This window comes from Cupriavidus sp. IDO (assembly GCF_000812465.1).
Lineage (GTDB): Bacteria > Pseudomonadota > Gammaproteobacteria > Burkholderiales > Burkholderiaceae > Cupriavidus.
Genome location: NZ_JWMA01000022.1, coordinates 1 through 15203, shown reverse-complemented (window position 1 = coordinate 15203; position 15203 = coordinate 1). Strand labels below are relative to the sequence as shown.

Genomic DNA, 15203 nt, shown 5'->3' with positions numbered 1-15203 from the left:
TCTACGATGAAACGCATTGCCTACCTGACCGGCCTGCTCGGCCTGCTAGCGCTGACCGCGCTGGTGGTCCATCAGGGCATCGGCAATATCGCCGGGATCATGGCGCAGGGCGGCTGGCTGCTGCTGTTGCTGGTGCCGCTGCATGCGCTGCCGCTGCTGCTCGACGCGCAAGGCTGGCGTGTGCTGCTGACCTCCGCCGACCCCGAGGAAAAAGCGGGTCTGGGCTTCCTGTGGTGGGTCGCCACCGTGCGCGAGGCAGTGGGCCGCTTGCTGCCAACCGCCGGTGTCGGCGGCGAACTGGTCGGCATCCGCCTGACCCGGCTGCGCATCCGCGATACCACTGCCGTCACCGCCAGTATCGTGGTCGAGGTGATGGTCACGCTGTTCGCGCAGTACCTGTTCGCGGCAATGGGCGTGCTGATGCTGGTGGCGGCGCTGCAGGACAGCGGCCAGGCGTGGATCATCCTGGCCGGGCTGCTGCTGTCGCTGCCGGTGCCGGTGCTGTTCGCGCTGTCGCTGCGGCATACCGCCGTGTTCGAGAAACTCGAAGGCGCGGCGCGCAGGCTGTTCGGCGAGGATCATCGCATCGTCGCCATGATCGACGGCGCGCGGCTCGATGCCCACATCCGCGCGCTCAACCGGCGCCGCCGCGAACTGCTTACGGCACTGGGCTGGCAACTGGCGGGGCTCATCAGCGGCACGCTGGAGATCTGGTTGGCGCTGATGCTACTGGGCCATCCGGTACCGATCTGGCACGCGCTGGCCATCGAATCGCTGACGCAGGCCGCACGTCAAGTGGCATTCTTCGTGCCGTCCGGGCTAGGCGTGCAGGAAGCGGTCGTGATGCTGCTGGGACAGGCGCTGGGCATGGACGCCCAGGTCTCGCTGGCGCTGGCGCTGGTCAAGCGCGCGCGTGAAATCCTGTTCGGCGTGCCTGCGCTGCTGTCATGGCAATGGGTGGAACTGCGCCACTGGCGGCGCAACCGGGGCGCCGGGCACGCGGCGCCATGAGAGGAACCGTGCGATCAGGCGTCCGAAGCCTGGCGCGCGTTGTGGGTGGTCAGGTACTTGACCAGGCCGTCCACGCCGCTGCGCGCGACGATATCGGCGAACTGCTTGCGGTACACCTCGATCAGCCACGCACCCATCATGTTGATGTCGTAGATCTTCCAGCCGCCGGGCGTGCGCTGCAGCCGGTAGTCGATCTGCATCTCATCCCCGTTGTTGATCACGCGCGTTTCCACCACCACATCGGTCGCGCCACTGGCGCCTTGCACGGGCTTGTAGCGGAACTTGACGTTCTGTTCGCGCAGCTGCGACAGCGACACCGCGTAGCTGCGCACCAGCAGCATCGTGAACTGCTCGTTGAGCTGCTTCTGCTGCTCGGGCGTGGCGCTGCGCCAGGCGCTCCCCACCGCCAGCCGCGTGGTGCGGCTGAAATCCGTATAAGGCAGGAACTGCTTCTGCACGACTGCCGTGATCCTGTTGATATCGCCGCTGCGCGTGTCGGGACTGGACTGGATAGTGCCGATCACGCCTTCCACCGCTGCCTGGACCAGGCGCTCGGGCGAGGCGCGCAGATCGCCCGGCTGCACCGACTGCGCCTGCGCAGTGGAAATCATGACCACCGCCGCCAGCGGCGCCAGGGAAATCAAACCGTGTGTCTTCATGCCAATGTGTGCTCGGAAGAGCTTTTGATTGAAGCTGGGAGCAGCGCGCGACGCACCATGGTCGATCAGGTCACGCGGCCCGCTGCAGATGACCGGGAATGCGGGGCCAGTATAGCGGAACGACCGTGGCCTGCAGGCTGCGCCGCATCCGTCACCCGATGCGGCCAACGCCGCCCCAGCCGGTATACTCGCGGCTCGTGCCCCGTCCTCCGGAACCGCCCATGCTGACTTCGCTGTTGACCCGCATCGTCCGGTTTTCCACGGCCCGCGACTGGAGCGTGATCGTGGCGGCCGTGCTGCTGACTGCCGCGAGCGGCATCTACGTGGCGCGGCACTTCGCGATCAACACCGACATCAGCCGCCTGCTCGAATCGAACGAGCCATGGGCGAAGCGCGACGCCGCCATCAGCGCCGCTTTCCCCCAGCGCGACAAGATGATCCTGGCGGTGGTCCAGGCCCCGGCCGCCGAGCTGGCCGACGCCGCCGCCAATGAACTGGCCGACGCCCTGCGCCGCAAGCCCGAGCGCTTTCGCGCGGTCAGCCAGCCGGGCGGCGGCGCCTTCTTCGCGCGCAATGGCCTGCTCTTCGCCGACACCGACAGCGTCACCGATCTGACGCAGCATCTCACGCAGGCGCGCCCCCTGCTCAATGCCCTGGCCCACGATCCCACGCTGCGCGGGCTGTCCGATACGCTCTCGTCCACACTGGCGCTGCCGCTGCAGCTCGGGCAGGTCAAGCTGGGCGACATGAGCAAGCTGCTGGGCACCAGCGCCGAAACGCTGGACAAGGTGCTGGCCGGTAAGCCGGCCGCGATGTCCTGGTCCGGACTGCTCGACGACAGCCTGAAACCCGGCCCCGACGGCAACGCCTTCAGCTTTGTCGCGCTCAGCCCCGTGCTGGACTACAGCGGCCTGCAGGCCGGCGCTGCCGCCTCACACGCCATTCGCGACAGTGCCGCCGCGCTGAAGCTGTCGCAGCGCTACCAGGCCAGCGTGCGGCTGACCGGCCCGCAAGCGCTGGCCGACGACGAGTTTGCCTCCGTCAGCGAAGGCGCCGCGCTCAATGGCGCGCTGACCGTGCTGGTGGTGGTGCTGATCCTGTGGCTGGCGCTGCGCTCCAAGCGGCTGATCCTGGCGGTCCTCGCCAACACGTTCGTCGGCTTGCTGATCACCGCGGCGCTGGGCCTGGCGATGGTCGGCGCGCTGAACATGATCTCGGTCGCGTTTGCCGTGCTGTTCGTCGGGCTGGGCGTGGATTTCGGCATCCAGTTCGGCGTGCGCTACCGCGCCGAGCGCCATGACCGCGACCACATCACCGAGGCGCTGGAACTGGCCGCGCGCGAGGTGGCCATTCCGCTGGCGCTGGCGGCCGCCGCCACCGCCGCGGCCTTCTTCTGCTTCCTGCCGACCGACTACCGCGGCGTGGCCGAACTGGGCAAGATCGCCGGCGTGGGCATGATGGTCGCGTTTGCCACCACCTTCACGCTGCTGCCGGCGCTGATCCACGTGCTGGACCCCGGCGGCGAAGCGGCTGCGCCCGGCTTTCGCTGGCTGGCGCCTGCGGACGCCTTCTTCGATCGCTACCGCAAGCCGGTGCTGCTGGTCACCGGCGCCGTCATCCTGGCCGGCGCGCCGCTGCTGATGCACCTGCGCTTCGACTTCGATCCGCTGCATCTGAAGGACCCGGACTCAGAATCGATGGCGACGCTGCTGGCGCTGAAGGATGCGCCGCAAGCCGGTACCGACGATGTCAGCATACTGGCGCCCTCGTTGTCGGCGGCGCGGGACATCGCGGCAAAGCTGTCGCCGCTGCCCGAGGTCGCGCGCGCGGTCACGCTGCAGACCTTCATCCCGGACGACCAGCCGCCCAAGCTCAAGGCCATCGGCGAAGCGGCCAGTGCGCTGATGCCGGCCCTCACCCAGGCAACCGCCAGCCCCGCCAACGACGCGGCACGCGTAAATGCCCTGCGCAATGCATCGCGCCAGCTTGCCATCGCTGCCGATGAACATCCCGGCCCCGGCGCGGAACAGGCCGCGCACCTGTCCGCCACGCTGAAGAAGCTGGCCAGCGCAGATGCCGCCACGCGCGACCGCGCCGAGCTGGCAATCGCGCTGCCGCTACGGCTCGCACTGGCACGGCTGAAGCAGGCGCTCAGCCCGGCGCCGGTCAGCCAGGCAACGCTGCCGCCGGAACTCGTGCGCGACTGGCTCACCGCCGATGGGCGCGCACTGGTCAGCGTCAGCCCGAGGCTCCCGCCCGGCAGTGCGCAGCGCGAGGCCGCGCTCGACCGCTTTATCGCCGCCGTGCAGCGCGCGGAGCCCGCCGCCACCGGCGGCCCGATCGCCATCCGCGGCTCGGCCGACACCATCATGTCCGCGTTTGCGCAGGCCGGCGGCTGGGCCGTGCTTTCCATCACCATCCTGTTGTGGATCACGCTGCGCCGCTTCGGCGACGTGCTGCGCACGCTGATCCCGCTGCTGGTGTCGGCAGTGGTCACGCTGGAGCTGTGCGTGGTGTTCGGCATTGCGCTGAACTTTGCCAACGTGATTGCGCTGCCCTTGCTGCTGGGCATCGGCGTGGCGTTCAAGATCTACTACGTCATTGCGTGGCGCCACGGCAAGACCAAGCTGCTGCAGTCGAGCCTGACCCACGCCGTGCTGTACAGTGCCGCCACCACGGCGACCGCATTCGGCAGCCTCTGGCTGTCGCAGCACCCCGGCACCGCCAGCATGGGCAAGCTGCTGGCGCTGGCACTGCTGTGCACGCTGGTGGGCGCGGTATTCTTCCAGCCGATCCTGATGGGCCGTCCACGTGAACGGACTCACCGCCATCACGCGACGCCTGCCGAATAGCAGAACGACCAGAACGACGACAACAACTCAGACAAGAGCCGCTGCAACATGCCTTTCCGCCCCCCGCCCCCGCACGCGAATGCCTCGCGCGTGGCAGCCCTGACCCTCGCCACCACGCTCGCGGCAGGCTGCGCCACCGGCCCCAACGCCAATCCTGATGATCCGCTGGAACCGATGAATCGCGCGGTCTATACCGTCAACGACAAGCTCGACCAATACGTGGCCGAACCGGTGGCGAAAGGCTACAAGGCCGTCACGCCGCAACCGGTACGCACCGCGGTCACCAACTTCTATTCGAACCTCGCGGACGTGGGCAACTTCGCCAACAATCTGCTGCAGGGCAAGGGCGTGGACGCGGCGGAAAGCCTGATGCGGGTGGCGATCAACTCGGTGCTCGGCATCGGCGGGCTGATCGACATCGCTACGCCTGCGGGCTTGCAGAAGCATTCGCAAGACTTCGGGTTGACGATGGGGGTGTGGGGAGTGCCGTCAGGGCCTTACCTGGTGCTACCGGTGTTCGGCCCGAGTTCGTTCCGCGACGGCGTGGGACTGTACGTGAATTTCAAGTTCGACCCGACCACCTACGCCGAGCCGGCGGTGCGCAATTCGCTGTATGGCTTGAACGTGGTGGAAGTACGCGCCAACCTGCTGGGCGCCACCGACCTGCTGAAGCTGGCGGCACTGGACAAGTATGCTTTCGTGCGGGATGCGTACATGCAGCGGCGGCGCTACCTGATCGAAGGAGGCAGCGGCAAGCTGCCCAACTACGAAGAGGACGAGTCCGCACCGGCCGCCGCATCTGCCGCAGAACCGGCCAAAGCACCTGCAGCACCGGCTCAGCCGGCGCCACCGGCAGCGCCTTAGTTGCCGATACCCAGCAGCACGACTTCAAACGTCAGCGTGGCGTTCGGCGGGATCGTGCCCGGCACGCCGCGCGTGCCATAGGCCGTCGCCGGCGGGCAGGTCAACTTAGCCTTGCCGCCGACCTGCATCGCCTGCACGCCCTCGGTCCAGCACGGAATCACGCGATTGAGCGGGAACGAAATCGGCTGGCCGCGCTTGTACGAGCTGTCGAACTCGGTGCCGTCTGCCAGCGTGCCGCGGTAATGGACCTGCACGCTGTCGGTAGCCTTCGGCGAAGGACCGGTACCCTTGATGAGATGCTGGATCGTCATGCCGGACGGCAGAGTCTGGGGCGCGGACGGCGCGGTGGGTGCAGACGCTGCCGGCGTGGCAGCGGAAGCGGCGCAGGCAAGCGACAGGGCGCTGAGAAGCAAGGCGATTTGTTTCATGGCAAGTCCGGTTGTGGTGATGTGGAAGACGTGACGCGGCAGTTTAACCGACGCGGATATCCGCTCACGCAAGGAACAGGCGATACGCCGGATTGCCGCTTTCCTCCCGATGCGGGTAGCCAAGCGTGGCGAGAAAGCGCTCGAACGCGACCCCGCACCGATGGAGCGTCCCCACACGGCCTGCTCGACCACCTCGCGCGACAGCAACCGGCCGATATTGCGAAACAGGAACAGGGCGAGCTCGTATTCGCGCGGCGAGATTTCCGCCGGCTGGCCGCCGACGGTCACGGTGCGCAGGCGCGGATCGACCGCGTAGTTGCCGCAGCGGATGGTGTCGAGCTGCTGTGCTGCCTCGGGATAGGCGCGCCGCAGCAGCGAGCGCACGCGCGCCATCAGTTCGCCGGCGCGGATCGGCTTGAGCATGTAGTCGTCCGCGCCCACCGCCAGCCCGGCGACGATGTCTTCTTCCTGGGTACGGCTGGTCAGGAACAGGATGGGCGGCATATTGCTGGATTTCTGCCGCACCCAGCTCACCACCTCGTAGCCGCTGGTACCGGGCAACTGCCAGTCCACCAGCAACAGGTCAAAGGCCCGCTCGCGCAGCGCGCGCAGGAAGGCCGCGCCGGTGGCGAAGGATTCGCACTCGAAGCCTGCCTCACTCAAAATCTGCCGGATCAGTTCAGCCTGATCCGGATCATCCTCCACCGAGGCAATTCTCATTCCGTCACACCCCCTGCCTACTGCGACTTCGCCTGCGCGTCCGGCAACGTTTGAATTCTGCTTGGTATCCGCCCTGGCGGGCGCGGCCGTTGACCATCGCGCGGCGAGCCAGGCCGAAGCTTGCCGGAAACTGCAATGTTACCTAACCGCGGTGCGGGCCGTCGAGGCTTCCGAGGTGAGGTAAATTGCCAAATGTCGGGATCTATCTAGAAACTCTGGCGAAATTTCAGACAACGCCGGTGATCGCCGCCACGCCACATCAAGCATGCATAACGGCTCCGACACGAATCAGAAGCGGACAATCCACTCGCCGAGCACGTAACGATAGTGATAGTTTGGTCCGTTAAACGATGCGCTGCGGTTGTAACCCGCGCGTAGTCGCAACGACTGGGCGGCACGGACCGGGCTCTGCAGGCCCAGCTCGAAGAGCCTCGTGGGCTGCAGCGGTGCGTTGTCAATTTTTTCCCGGCCCAGCCCCGCCACCAGCGATCCCATCCAGCCCTTGTAGCGTTGGCGCCAGCCAATCGCCAGCATCGATTCCGAGTAGTGTTCGGGATTGAAGTACGCGCCTTGCACATCGTCGTGCGAGCTATGGTAGGCGCGAAAACGTGCCTGCAATGTCAGGCCCAGGTCCAGCGACGGCTGGTAGATAAGCCTGAGACGGCCGTGATCACGACGATTGCCATCGGAAAAGTATTGTTGGCCGGCCACACCCACCAGCGTCACGTGCGGCCCGATGCCCTGGTCCACCGCCACGCCGGCAAAGGTGTAGGAAATACCGCGATCGAGCGATGTGCGGGTTTCCACCCAGTCACGATTGATGAAGACTTCCACCGAGGTGCGCTTCGCAAGCGAAAGCCGGTAGCCTCCGTCAAGCGTCAGCAGCGTGTGCCCGCCCTGTGTGAAGACGCCGCCGTCCATCGTCCATCCATTCAGGGTGGCCGGGTCCAGTTGCCGCCCCAGCACGCTGAGCTTCTGCCCATGGCGCGCCCAGTCGCCCTGGCTGTAGCGATAGTCGCTTGCGCGCAGGCCGAACAAGTGGTCTGCATGCTGCATCCTTGGGAAGTACTCGACCGACAAGCGCCGCGCGCGGAAGCCTTCGCTGTCATTGGTTGCCAGGAATTCGGGCCCGGCTCCCTGGTCCAGTACCTTCTCCTCCGCTGCCGCCGTTTCCTCCGCTACCGCTGTCTTTGCACCCAGGGACCCAAGCACCGCACACAGAAACATAAAGCTGAATCGTCTCACTTGGTACCCCAGGTCTTGCGTGTCTTGAAGAGTTCGTCGATATAGCCGAGCACGCTCGCGGGTTGCAGCAGCAGGCTATAGAAAATGACATAAATGCAGAGGCCGAGGCGATTTCGCCTGACCTTGAGGCCTACCCGCTCGAACATCCGTCTTTCGATCGTGAACATCAGATAACTCATCAGGATCGCAAGCGGCAAGAGTGCCAGGGTCATCGGTCCCGCGATCCAGTAGTAGCCGAACAGCGCAAACACGATGCCGGGCACGAATCCCAGCGTGAAAGCCAGGTCCAGCCACGGGTACAGCAGGTTCCAGTAGACGAAGAAGGTCGACAGGCGCGGCACCGTGAGGATGCCGGGATGGTGCCGGAAGGCTTCCATCATGCCGCGCGCCCAGCGTTGGCGCTGACGCACGAACTGGCGCACATTGTCCGGCACATTGGTGAAGATGCAGGCGTCCTCGCAATGCCCCACCCGATAGCCGGCTTTCAGCAAGGCCCAGGTCAGTACGATGTCCTCGCCGACGCAATTGGCCCAGCCGCCCACCTCGATCAATGCGTCGCGGTCGTAGATCGAGAACGCGCCCTGGGCAACCAGCGTCCCCTGGTAGAGCGACTGCATGCGCTTGATGGCAGCAATACCCTGGAAATAGTCCCATTCCTGGCAGCGCGTCAGCCAGTTCTGCCGTGAATTGCGTACCAGGATCTTGCCCGCCACGGCGCGCGTATTCGGCGGATCCTGGCGATAGCGCTCGACGATGCTGAGCAGCGCGTTCCGCTGCAGGTAGGAATCGGCGTCCACGGTAATGACGAGTTCATTGCCCGCGAGCTTCAACCCCTCGTTCAGTGCCCTGGCCTTGCCGCCGTTCACAGGCAGGTCGAGCAATCGTAGCCACGGATACCTGCGCTCTGCCTCGCGTACCAGCGCAGCGGTCCTGTCGCGCGAGCCATCGTTGATCACGAGCACCTGCAATTGCGCCGGGTAGTTCTGGCGCTGGATGCTGGCCAGGGTGTCGACAATCGAGGCCTCTTCGTTGTATGCGGCAATCAGGATTGTCAGCGGGGGATAGACGTCGAGGGGCCGGCGCGGCGGGCGGCGGTCCATGGCCAGGCTGGCAATCAGGAAGGCATTCATGAAGCCTGGAATGATGGCAATCCCGCCAACGAGCAACACGGCGGGCACCACCCCGATCGTCTGTACAAGCTCGGTCAGCCACTGCTGGGCAGCCCAGACCGAGAAGGCGGTCCATCCGACCGCCACGGACAACGCAATCACAAACTTGACCCGCACCGGCACATAGATGCGAGAGGTATCCTCCCCCTCTACCGTTGCCATTTCCCTCTCTTCTTTCTTCTTTTGTGAACGCATTACCCGATGCAACCGTCTGCTGCTCGACGCCGACTCAAACAGGGAAGCCACCGATCCATGCAGCAGAGGATGGGTGCAGATCAGCAAATTCGCAGCCGCATTGTCCCCACGACAACAGGCGGCATGACCATTCCCGCATCAGGTCGTGCGACAGGGAAGTGTTTGCTGAGAGCAAGGGGAGCGAGCCGGCCATTGCCACGCTGTGCGACAGCACCTGCGGCGTCCTCACCCTTCAGGGCTGATTGACGATAGCAATTCCGGCACTTCCGCAGCCCGGCAAACGGGACTCACCAACCGCGATGTCCAGGCATTCGGCCGCGCCATCCACCCGGCCCCGGGACAAACCAATGGCGTGCGCCAAGCGCGCGTGATTCTACCAGTTCAGGCATATCCCAGGCCGTATGGGAGCCCAGGCAGGCTGGCGTTTTTCGACAACCGCGTCGCCCAGCGGAGCCGACGCCGCAGTGGCGCGCGTGTCCCCGGACTTGGGCGGCCCTGCCGGCCCGCAAAGGTTCGCCGAATCGCAAGTTCATTTCCAGCAGCACTGGAGGGGTTGCCTGGGCATCGCGTGCCCGCGCAGACGAACCAGATGGCCTCTCCGGGGAATCTGCCCAGCGAAGTGCAGCCCCAGACACTACGCCAATCTGACGAAACAGACTGTCAACAATTATGCCGATGCCAATCATCCCGACAGCTAACGGCTGCGTAGGCCGCGGATGGGCGCAGGCCCGGATCCTTACAGCGGACCGGGCGGTCTATGCCAGGCGGAAGATCATTCTGAAACCCGTTGGGGTTGATTTCCGGTGCACGTTCGCGGCTGGCGTTTCGCCTTGCTGGGCCTCGCCCTGCACATGTTGAGCCCCCCCCCGGATTAGGTATTTACCCGAAGGACACTTCAGCGGCCATCCCCGTATGCGGTAGAGCATTCCCCCGAATGCGGTAATGCAAGGTGAAACAAATCGAAACAATGTCCCAGAAAGCAGTCATTATGCCCCAGAAGGTCGCACGCCCTGCGCATTCAGGGTGCAAGTTCTGAATTTCAGTCGAAACCGACCCGGCCCGGACTCAGGGAATTCACTGAATTGGCGCCGATGTAGAAAACGCTAATATCTCCCCTCGGAACCTCTCAGCACGTTTCGCGCATTGCCGGATTGACACATTGAGAAAATTCGGCAGAATGAGTCCCTCTTGTGCGCTGGCCTGTCGATGTGGTTCCGTGACGTTTCTGTTTGTCACACCAGGGACACATCAGGGACATATCAATGCGCGGCGGAATCGGCCATTCATTTCATTCACTTGTTAATGAACCGGTTTCATGCATTGAGCGCGAAGTACGGCGGGCAATTATGCTCATTTGAAATTCAAGGTTGAAAAAGATATGGAAACCGGTACCGTTAAGTGGTTCAACGACGCTAAGGGCTTTGGCTTCATCACCCCGGACGCAGGCGGGAACGATCTGTTCGCGCACTTCTCCGCGATCGAAGGCAATGGCTTCAAGTCGCTGAAGGAAGGCCAGAAGGTCCGTTACGTCAAGGCAATGGGCCAGAAGGGCGAACAAGCCACGAAGATCCAGGCGGTCTGATCCGGTTTGAACGTCAGTCGGACTCGCTGGCCAACAAGCCGGCGGAACTGACCGAAGAAAAGCCCCGCGCCGCGGGGCTTTTTCTTTTTGGCGGCGAATTGCCGCCTGCTCGTCAGGCGAAAGGGCACCGCAATCATGCATGCATGCAAACTGAGAATCGCGCTCGCGTTAGTGACCGCGTCTGGCGCGGCGAGCGCCGAGACGCTGCTCAATTACGGCAACGATCCCTTCATGCAGGTGTCGTCGCGCATCGCCGCGTGTCCGGAACCGGCTGGCCCGCGCATCAGCGAGGCCGAATGGCGACGCGACGCCCATCATCGTATCGAGCATGGCAACCACTGCTGGATCGAGGGCCGATGCAGGCTGCCCAATGCGTTCCTGTATGACAAGGAAATCGCCGAAAGCCTCAAACGCCGGCTTGATACGCTGTCTGCCACCCTCCCCGCCTGGCGCGACAGTTCGCTGTGGATCACGGTGCGCGGGCGCTGGCTGACGGTGCATGGCTGCACCGGCGCCACTTTCCCAAAAGCGCAGTTCCTGGAGGGAATGCGCGAGGTGCCCGACGTGGAGCGCGTGATCGACCAGACCACGGCGACGCCGGCGCGTGGCGTGCCATACGAGCGCTATGCCTCCGCTCCGCCGCGCGCGGCTTCGGCACCACGGGGGCAGCCCTGAGCGCCTCAACTGTTACGGCGATGTTGCTATAATCGCCCGACCCCCAATCCGCCGTTTGGCGTGGCCCCGGCGTCATATGTCGGGTCTCGCGAAGCGGCCAAGAAGCGCGTCGAGGAGTTACGTGGCCGGTACTCAAATCGCAACGCCAGAAGCCCCGCCAACTGGTCCGGCCGGACCGGCTGGACCCGCCGTCTCGTCGGGCAGTTCCTTTCATGCCGCCTTACGGATTCTTCCCGCCGCGCAGCGGCAGGCGATGTTCGAGATCTACGCCTTCTGCCGCGCGGTCGATGACATTGCCGACGGCAATGCCCCGCACGCCGAGCGCCTGGCCGGGCTCGACGCCTGGCGCGGGCATGTCGCTGCCTGCTATGCGGGCGCCGCTCCGGCACACCTGCGCTCGCTGGCACGGCAGATCGAAGCGTTCCACCTGCGCCAGCAGGATTTCCTCGATGTGATCGATGGCATGACGATGGACGTCGTAGCGGATATCCGCGCGCCCGACGCCGCCACGCTCGACACCTACTGCGACCGCGTCGCCAGTGCGGTGGGCCGCCTTGCCGTGCGCGTGTTCGGACTGGAAGAGGCCCCCGGCATCGCGCTGGCCCACCATCTGGGACGCGCGCTGCAGCTGACCAATATCCTGCGCGATATCGACGAGGACGCCGGCATCGGTCGCCTGTATTTACCTTCGGAGGCACTTGCGGCAGCCGGCATCACGGACGATTCGCCGCAGGCAGTGGTGTCGCATCCGGCGGTCGACAAGGCCTGCGCAAGCGTGGCGCTGGACGCGCAGGCCCATTACGACAAGGCCTACGCGATCATGGCCCGCTGCCCCGCCCGCCTGGTGCGCTCGCCGCGCATCATGGCCGAGGTCTATCACCGCATCCTCACGCGCCTGCGTGCGCGGGGCTGGCATGCGCCACGGCAACGCGTGCGCGTGCCGCGCGCGCAGCTGCTCTGGATCGTATTACGTCACACTATCGCCTGACTGGCTGAACAAGTTCTGCGTTTTGGGCACGGCATAGCCGTGTCACGCCAGAAGGAGGTTGCATGTCAATAAACGAGGCCGTCCTTGCCGCTGCTGCACCGCGCGCCACGGTCGGATCGGAAAAACCCGATGCGCTGTCTGCCGGCATCGGCCACGCCCTGGACGCACTGCTGGCGCAACAACACGCCGACGGTCACTGGGTGTACGAGCTGGAGGCCGACGCCACCATCCCGTCCGAATACGTGCTGATGGTGCACTACCTCGGCGAGACGCCGGATACCGCGCTGGAAGCCCGCATCGCACGCTATCTGCGCCGCATTCAGAACGCCGACGGCGGCTGGCCACTGTTCCATGAAGGCCGCTCCGATATCAGCGCCAGCGTGAAGGCCTACTTTGCGCTGAAGATGACCGGCGACGATCCCGAGGCGCCGCACATGCGGCGCGCGCGCGAGGCCGTGCACGCCATGGGCGGCGCCGAGGCCAGCAACGTGTTCACCCGCACCTTGCTGGCGCTCTATGGCGTGATGCCGTGGCAGGCGGTGCCGATGATGCCCGTCGAGATCATGCTGCTGCCGCAGTGGTTTCCGTTCCACCTTTCCAAGATCTCGTACTGGGCGCGCACGGTGATCGTGCCGCTGCTGGTGCTCAACAGCCTGCGCCCGCAGGCGCGCAACCCGCGCAAGATCGGCATTAATGAGTTGTTTGTCGGACCGTGCCAGGCGGTGCGGCTGCCACACAAGGCGCCGCACCAGAACGCCGGCTGGTTCATGGTCTTCCGCAGCCTGGACACGCTGCTGCGCGTGGCCGAACCCGTCTTCCCGCGCGCACTGCGCCGCCGCGCCATTGCTGCGGCGCGCGCGTTCGTGCTCGAACGGCTCAACGGCGAGGATGGTCTCGGCGCGATCTTCCCGGCCATGGCCAATGCGGTGATGATGTTCGATGTGCTGGGCGTCCCGCCGGACGATCCGGCCCGCGCCATCGCCCGCCGCTCGATCGACAAGCTGCTCGCGGAGCACGGCGACGAGGCCTATTGCCAGCCCTGCCTGTCCCCGGTGTGGGACACCTCGCTCGCGGCGCACGCGCTGCTGGAAACCGGCGAGCCGCGCGCGACCAGGGCCGTGGCGCGCGCCCTCGACTGGCTGCGCCCGCTGCAGGTACTCGACGTGCGCGGCGACTGGACCGTGCGCCGACCGCACGTGCGCCCCGGTGGCTGGGCCTTCCAGTACGCCAACGCGCACTATCCGGATGTGGACGATACCGCGGTGGTCGCGGCGGCAATGGACCGCGCCATGCGCACCGCCGGCGACGAGGCCAACGACAACGCCATCGCGCGCGCCAGCGAATGGATCGTCGGCATGCAGAGCAGCAACGGCGGCTGGGGCGCGTTCGAGCCCGAGAACACGCACCTCTACCTCAACAACATTCCGTTCGCCGACCACGGCGCGCTGCTGGATCCACCCACCGCCGATGTCTCGGCACGCTGCCTGTCGATGCTGTGCCAGACTGGCGCCACGCCCGAGAAGAGCGAGCCCGCCGCGCGCGCCCTGCGCTACCTGCTGGCGGAACAGATGCCGGACGGCAGCTGGTTCGGCCGCTGGGGCACCAACTACATCTACGGTACCTGGAGCGCACTGTGCGCGCTGAACGCCGCCGGCCTGCCCGCCAACGCGCCCGAGATGCAGCGCGCGGTGAAGTGGCTCGTCGGCATCCAGAACGCGGACGGCGGCTGGGGCGAGGACGGCGAGAGCTACCGGCTCGACTATCGCGGCTATGAAAGCGCATCGAGCGTGGCGTCGCAGACGGCATGGGCCTTGCTCGCGCTGATGGCCGCGGGCGCGGTCGACCATCCGGCCGTGAGGCGCGGCATCGACTACCTGCTGCGCACACAGCAAGCCGATGGCCTGTGGCAGGAATCGCACTTCACGGCAGTGGGTTTCCCGCGCGTGTTCTACCTGCGCTATCACGGCTATGCCCGCTACTTCCCGCTGTGGGCACTGGCACGCTACCGCAACCTGCAGCGCGACGGCAGCCGGCGCGTGACGTGGGGCCTGTGACGCCGGCTGGCGTGCTGGTCGTTACCGGCATGGCCTTCGAGGCCCGCATCGCAGCCGGTCCGCGCTGCCGGGTCGTTCATGGCCTGCGCGGGGCTGCGCTCGAACGCGAACTGGAACGCCTGCTTGACGGCAGTTGCCACGGCATCATCAGCTTCGGCGTGGCAGGCGGGATCGATGCAGGACTGGCGCCGGGCGACACCATCGTCGCCGATGGCGTGCAGGCCGGCGATACGCGCTATGACACCGACGCAGCATGGGCCGGCAGACTGCGCAAAGCACTACCCCGGGCAAGGGCCGGCCTCGTCGCCGGCTCGGACCACGCGGTGCTGACGGTAGCCGACAAGCTGGCTTTGCAGCGCGTGAGCGGCGCGCTCTCGGTCGACATGGAATCGCATATTGCGGCGCGTGTGGCACGGGCGCGCGGCGTGCCGTTTGCCGTCTGCCGCGTGGTGGTGGATCCGGCCACCCGGCCGGTGCCGGCGCTGGCAGCGGCCGGGATGGGAGAGAACGGCGAGACCGATGTGGGCGCCGTCGTACGCGGACTGCTCAGGGCGCCGCAGCAATTGCCAGCGCTGCTGCGGCTAGCTGGCGACGCTTCGGTGGCACGGACGGCGTTGCGCGCGGTGCGAGAGTTGGTGGGAGACGAGTTTCTGTTGCCGGGAACTGACTAGTTGCCCATCGGGCGGGCCGGACCCCGAAGGATGAAGCAGGCTTGGGCCCGGTGAATTGCGCGGTGATGGGAATAAGATGATAGCCGGTGT

At 65.8% G+C, this 15203-nt stretch carries 12 protein-coding genes and 2 pseudogenes; 8 read left to right on the top strand and 6 right to left on the bottom strand.

From position 1 onward, the window contains the following. Positions 1 to 6: 6 nt before the first annotated feature. On the top strand, positions 7 to 1011 hold the full coding sequence (locus RM96_RS07430; RefSeq protein ID WP_039009358.1) for a lysylphosphatidylglycerol synthase domain-containing protein: 1005 nt from the start codon (positions 7 to 9) through the stop codon (positions 1009 to 1011). Positions 1012 to 1025: 14 nt separating this feature from the next. On the opposite strand, the gene RM96_RS07425 is transcribed toward RM96_RS07430, so the two are convergent. Then, positions 1026 to 1670, bottom strand: coding sequence for an MlaC/ttg2D family ABC transporter substrate-binding protein (locus RM96_RS07425; protein ID WP_039009356.1), 645 nt, complete (start codon positions 1668 to 1670; stop codon positions 1026 to 1028). A 221-nt stretch (positions 1671 to 1891) separates the two neighbouring features. On the opposite strand from RM96_RS07425, the gene RM96_RS07420 reads away from it, so the two are divergent. Both RM96_RS07420 and RM96_RS07415 read left to right on the top strand, forming a co-directional pair. Next, entirely contained in the window at positions 1892 to 4522 is a 2631-nt protein-coding gene (locus RM96_RS07420; RefSeq protein WP_039009354.1) for an MMPL family transporter, read from the top strand. Between the two features lie 48 nt (positions 4523 to 4570). Further along, on the top strand, positions 4571 to 5386 hold the full coding sequence (locus RM96_RS07415) for an MlaA family lipoprotein (RefSeq protein ID WP_039009352.1): 816 nt from the start codon (positions 4571 to 4573) through the stop codon (positions 5384 to 5386). On the opposite strand, the gene RM96_RS07410 is transcribed toward RM96_RS07415, so the two are convergent. The 5 genes and pseudogenes from RM96_RS07410 to RM96_RS07395 all read right to left on the bottom strand — a co-directional run bounded on the left by RM96_RS07410 (position 5383) and on the right by RM96_RS07395 (position 9110). Further along, positions 5383 to 5814 (bottom strand): FKBP-type peptidyl-prolyl cis-trans isomerase, encoded by a 432-nt coding sequence (locus RM96_RS07410; protein ID WP_039009463.1) that lies wholly within the window; start codon positions 5812 to 5814, stop codon positions 5383 to 5385. The genes RM96_RS07415 and RM96_RS07410 overlap by 4 nt on opposite strands. A gap of 64 nt (positions 5815 to 5878) precedes the next feature. After that, positions 5879 to 5959 (bottom strand): annotated as a pseudogene (locus tag RM96_RS38505) (threonine dehydratase); the annotation flags it as partial. After that, a pseudogene (locus tag RM96_RS07405) lies at positions 5956 to 6534 on the bottom strand (response regulator transcription factor); the annotation flags it as partial. The pseudogenes RM96_RS38505 and RM96_RS07405, both read right to left, overlap by 4 nt. A 288-nt stretch (positions 6535 to 6822) precedes the next feature. Further along, complete coding sequence (locus RM96_RS07400) at positions 6823 to 7761, bottom strand: hypothetical protein (protein WP_052279365.1); 939 nt, start codon at positions 7759 to 7761, stop codon at positions 6823 to 6825. A gap of 14 nt (positions 7762 to 7775) precedes the next feature. Beyond that, positions 7776 to 9110, bottom strand: coding sequence for a glycosyltransferase (locus RM96_RS07395; RefSeq protein ID WP_082016450.1), 1335 nt, complete (start codon positions 9108 to 9110; stop codon positions 7776 to 7778). Positions 9111 to 10521: 1411 nt separating this feature from the next. Between RM96_RS07395 and RM96_RS07390 the strand changes: the two genes are divergently transcribed. The 5 genes from RM96_RS07390 to RM96_RS07370 all read left to right on the top strand — a co-directional run bounded on the left by RM96_RS07390 (position 10522) and on the right by RM96_RS07370 (position 15113). Further along, positions 10522 to 10725: a cold-shock protein gene (locus RM96_RS07390; protein ID WP_039009350.1), complete on the top strand. Its 204-nt coding sequence runs from the start codon at positions 10522 to 10524 to the stop codon at positions 10723 to 10725. 135 nt (positions 10726 to 10860) lie between these two features. Continuing rightward, the gene (locus RM96_RS07385) at positions 10861 to 11400 is read left to right on the top strand and encodes a hypothetical protein (RefSeq protein WP_039009348.1); all 540 of its coding nucleotides are present in this window, start codon (positions 10861 to 10863) and stop codon (positions 11398 to 11400) included. A 121-nt stretch (positions 11401 to 11521) separates the two neighbouring features. Continuing rightward, the gene (gene hpnD / locus RM96_RS07380) at positions 11522 to 12388 is read left to right on the top strand and encodes a presqualene diphosphate synthase HpnD (protein ID WP_039009346.1); all 867 of its coding nucleotides are present in this window, start codon (positions 11522 to 11524) and stop codon (positions 12386 to 12388) included. A 62-nt stretch (positions 12389 to 12450) separates the two neighbouring features. Further along, positions 12451 to 14442 (top strand): squalene--hopene cyclase, encoded by a 1992-nt coding sequence (gene shc, locus RM96_RS07375; protein ID WP_039009344.1) that lies wholly within the window; start codon positions 12451 to 12453, stop codon positions 14440 to 14442. Continuing rightward, the gene (locus RM96_RS07370) at positions 14439 to 15113 is read left to right on the top strand and encodes a phosphorylase (RefSeq protein ID WP_082016453.1); all 675 of its coding nucleotides are present in this window, start codon (positions 14439 to 14441) and stop codon (positions 15111 to 15113) included. Before shc ends, RM96_RS07370 begins: the two co-directional genes overlap by 4 nt. Positions 15114 to 15203: the final 90 nt, after the last annotated feature.

Bases quoted from the DNA above. Each gene is read 5' to 3' on its own strand.
- shc (WP_039009344.1), top strand. From the start codon at position 12,451: ATGTCAATAAACGAGGCCGTCCTTGCCGCTGCTGCACCGCGCGCCACG.
- RM96_RS07395 (WP_082016450.1), bottom strand. From the start codon at position 9,110: ATGGCAACGGTAGAGGGGGAGGATACCTCTCGCATCTATGTGCCGGTG.
- RM96_RS07420 (WP_039009354.1), top strand. From the start codon at position 1,892: ATGCTGACTTCGCTGTTGACCCGCATCGTCCGGTTTTCCACGGCCCGC.
- RM96_RS07390 (WP_039009350.1), top strand. From the start codon at position 10,522: ATGGAAACCGGTACCGTTAAGTGGTTCAACGACGCTAAGGGCTTTGGC.
- RM96_RS07430 (WP_039009358.1), top strand. From the start codon at position 7: ATGAAACGCATTGCCTACCTGACCGGCCTGCTCGGCCTGCTAGCGCTG.
- RM96_RS07400 (WP_052279365.1), bottom strand. From the start codon at position 7,761: ATGTTTCTGTGTGCGGTGCTTGGGTCCCTGGGTGCAAAGACAGCGGTA.
- RM96_RS07415 (WP_039009352.1), top strand. From the start codon at position 4,571: ATGCCTTTCCGCCCCCCGCCCCCGCACGCGAATGCCTCGCGCGTGGCA.
- RM96_RS07410 (WP_039009463.1), bottom strand. From the start codon at position 5,814: ATGAAACAAATCGCCTTGCTTCTCAGCGCCCTGTCGCTTGCCTGCGCC.
- RM96_RS07385 (WP_039009348.1), top strand. From the start codon at position 10,861: ATGCATGCATGCAAACTGAGAATCGCGCTCGCGTTAGTGACCGCGTCT.
- RM96_RS07425 (WP_039009356.1), bottom strand. From the start codon at position 1,670: ATGAAGACACACGGTTTGATTTCCCTGGCGCCGCTGGCGGCGGTGGTC.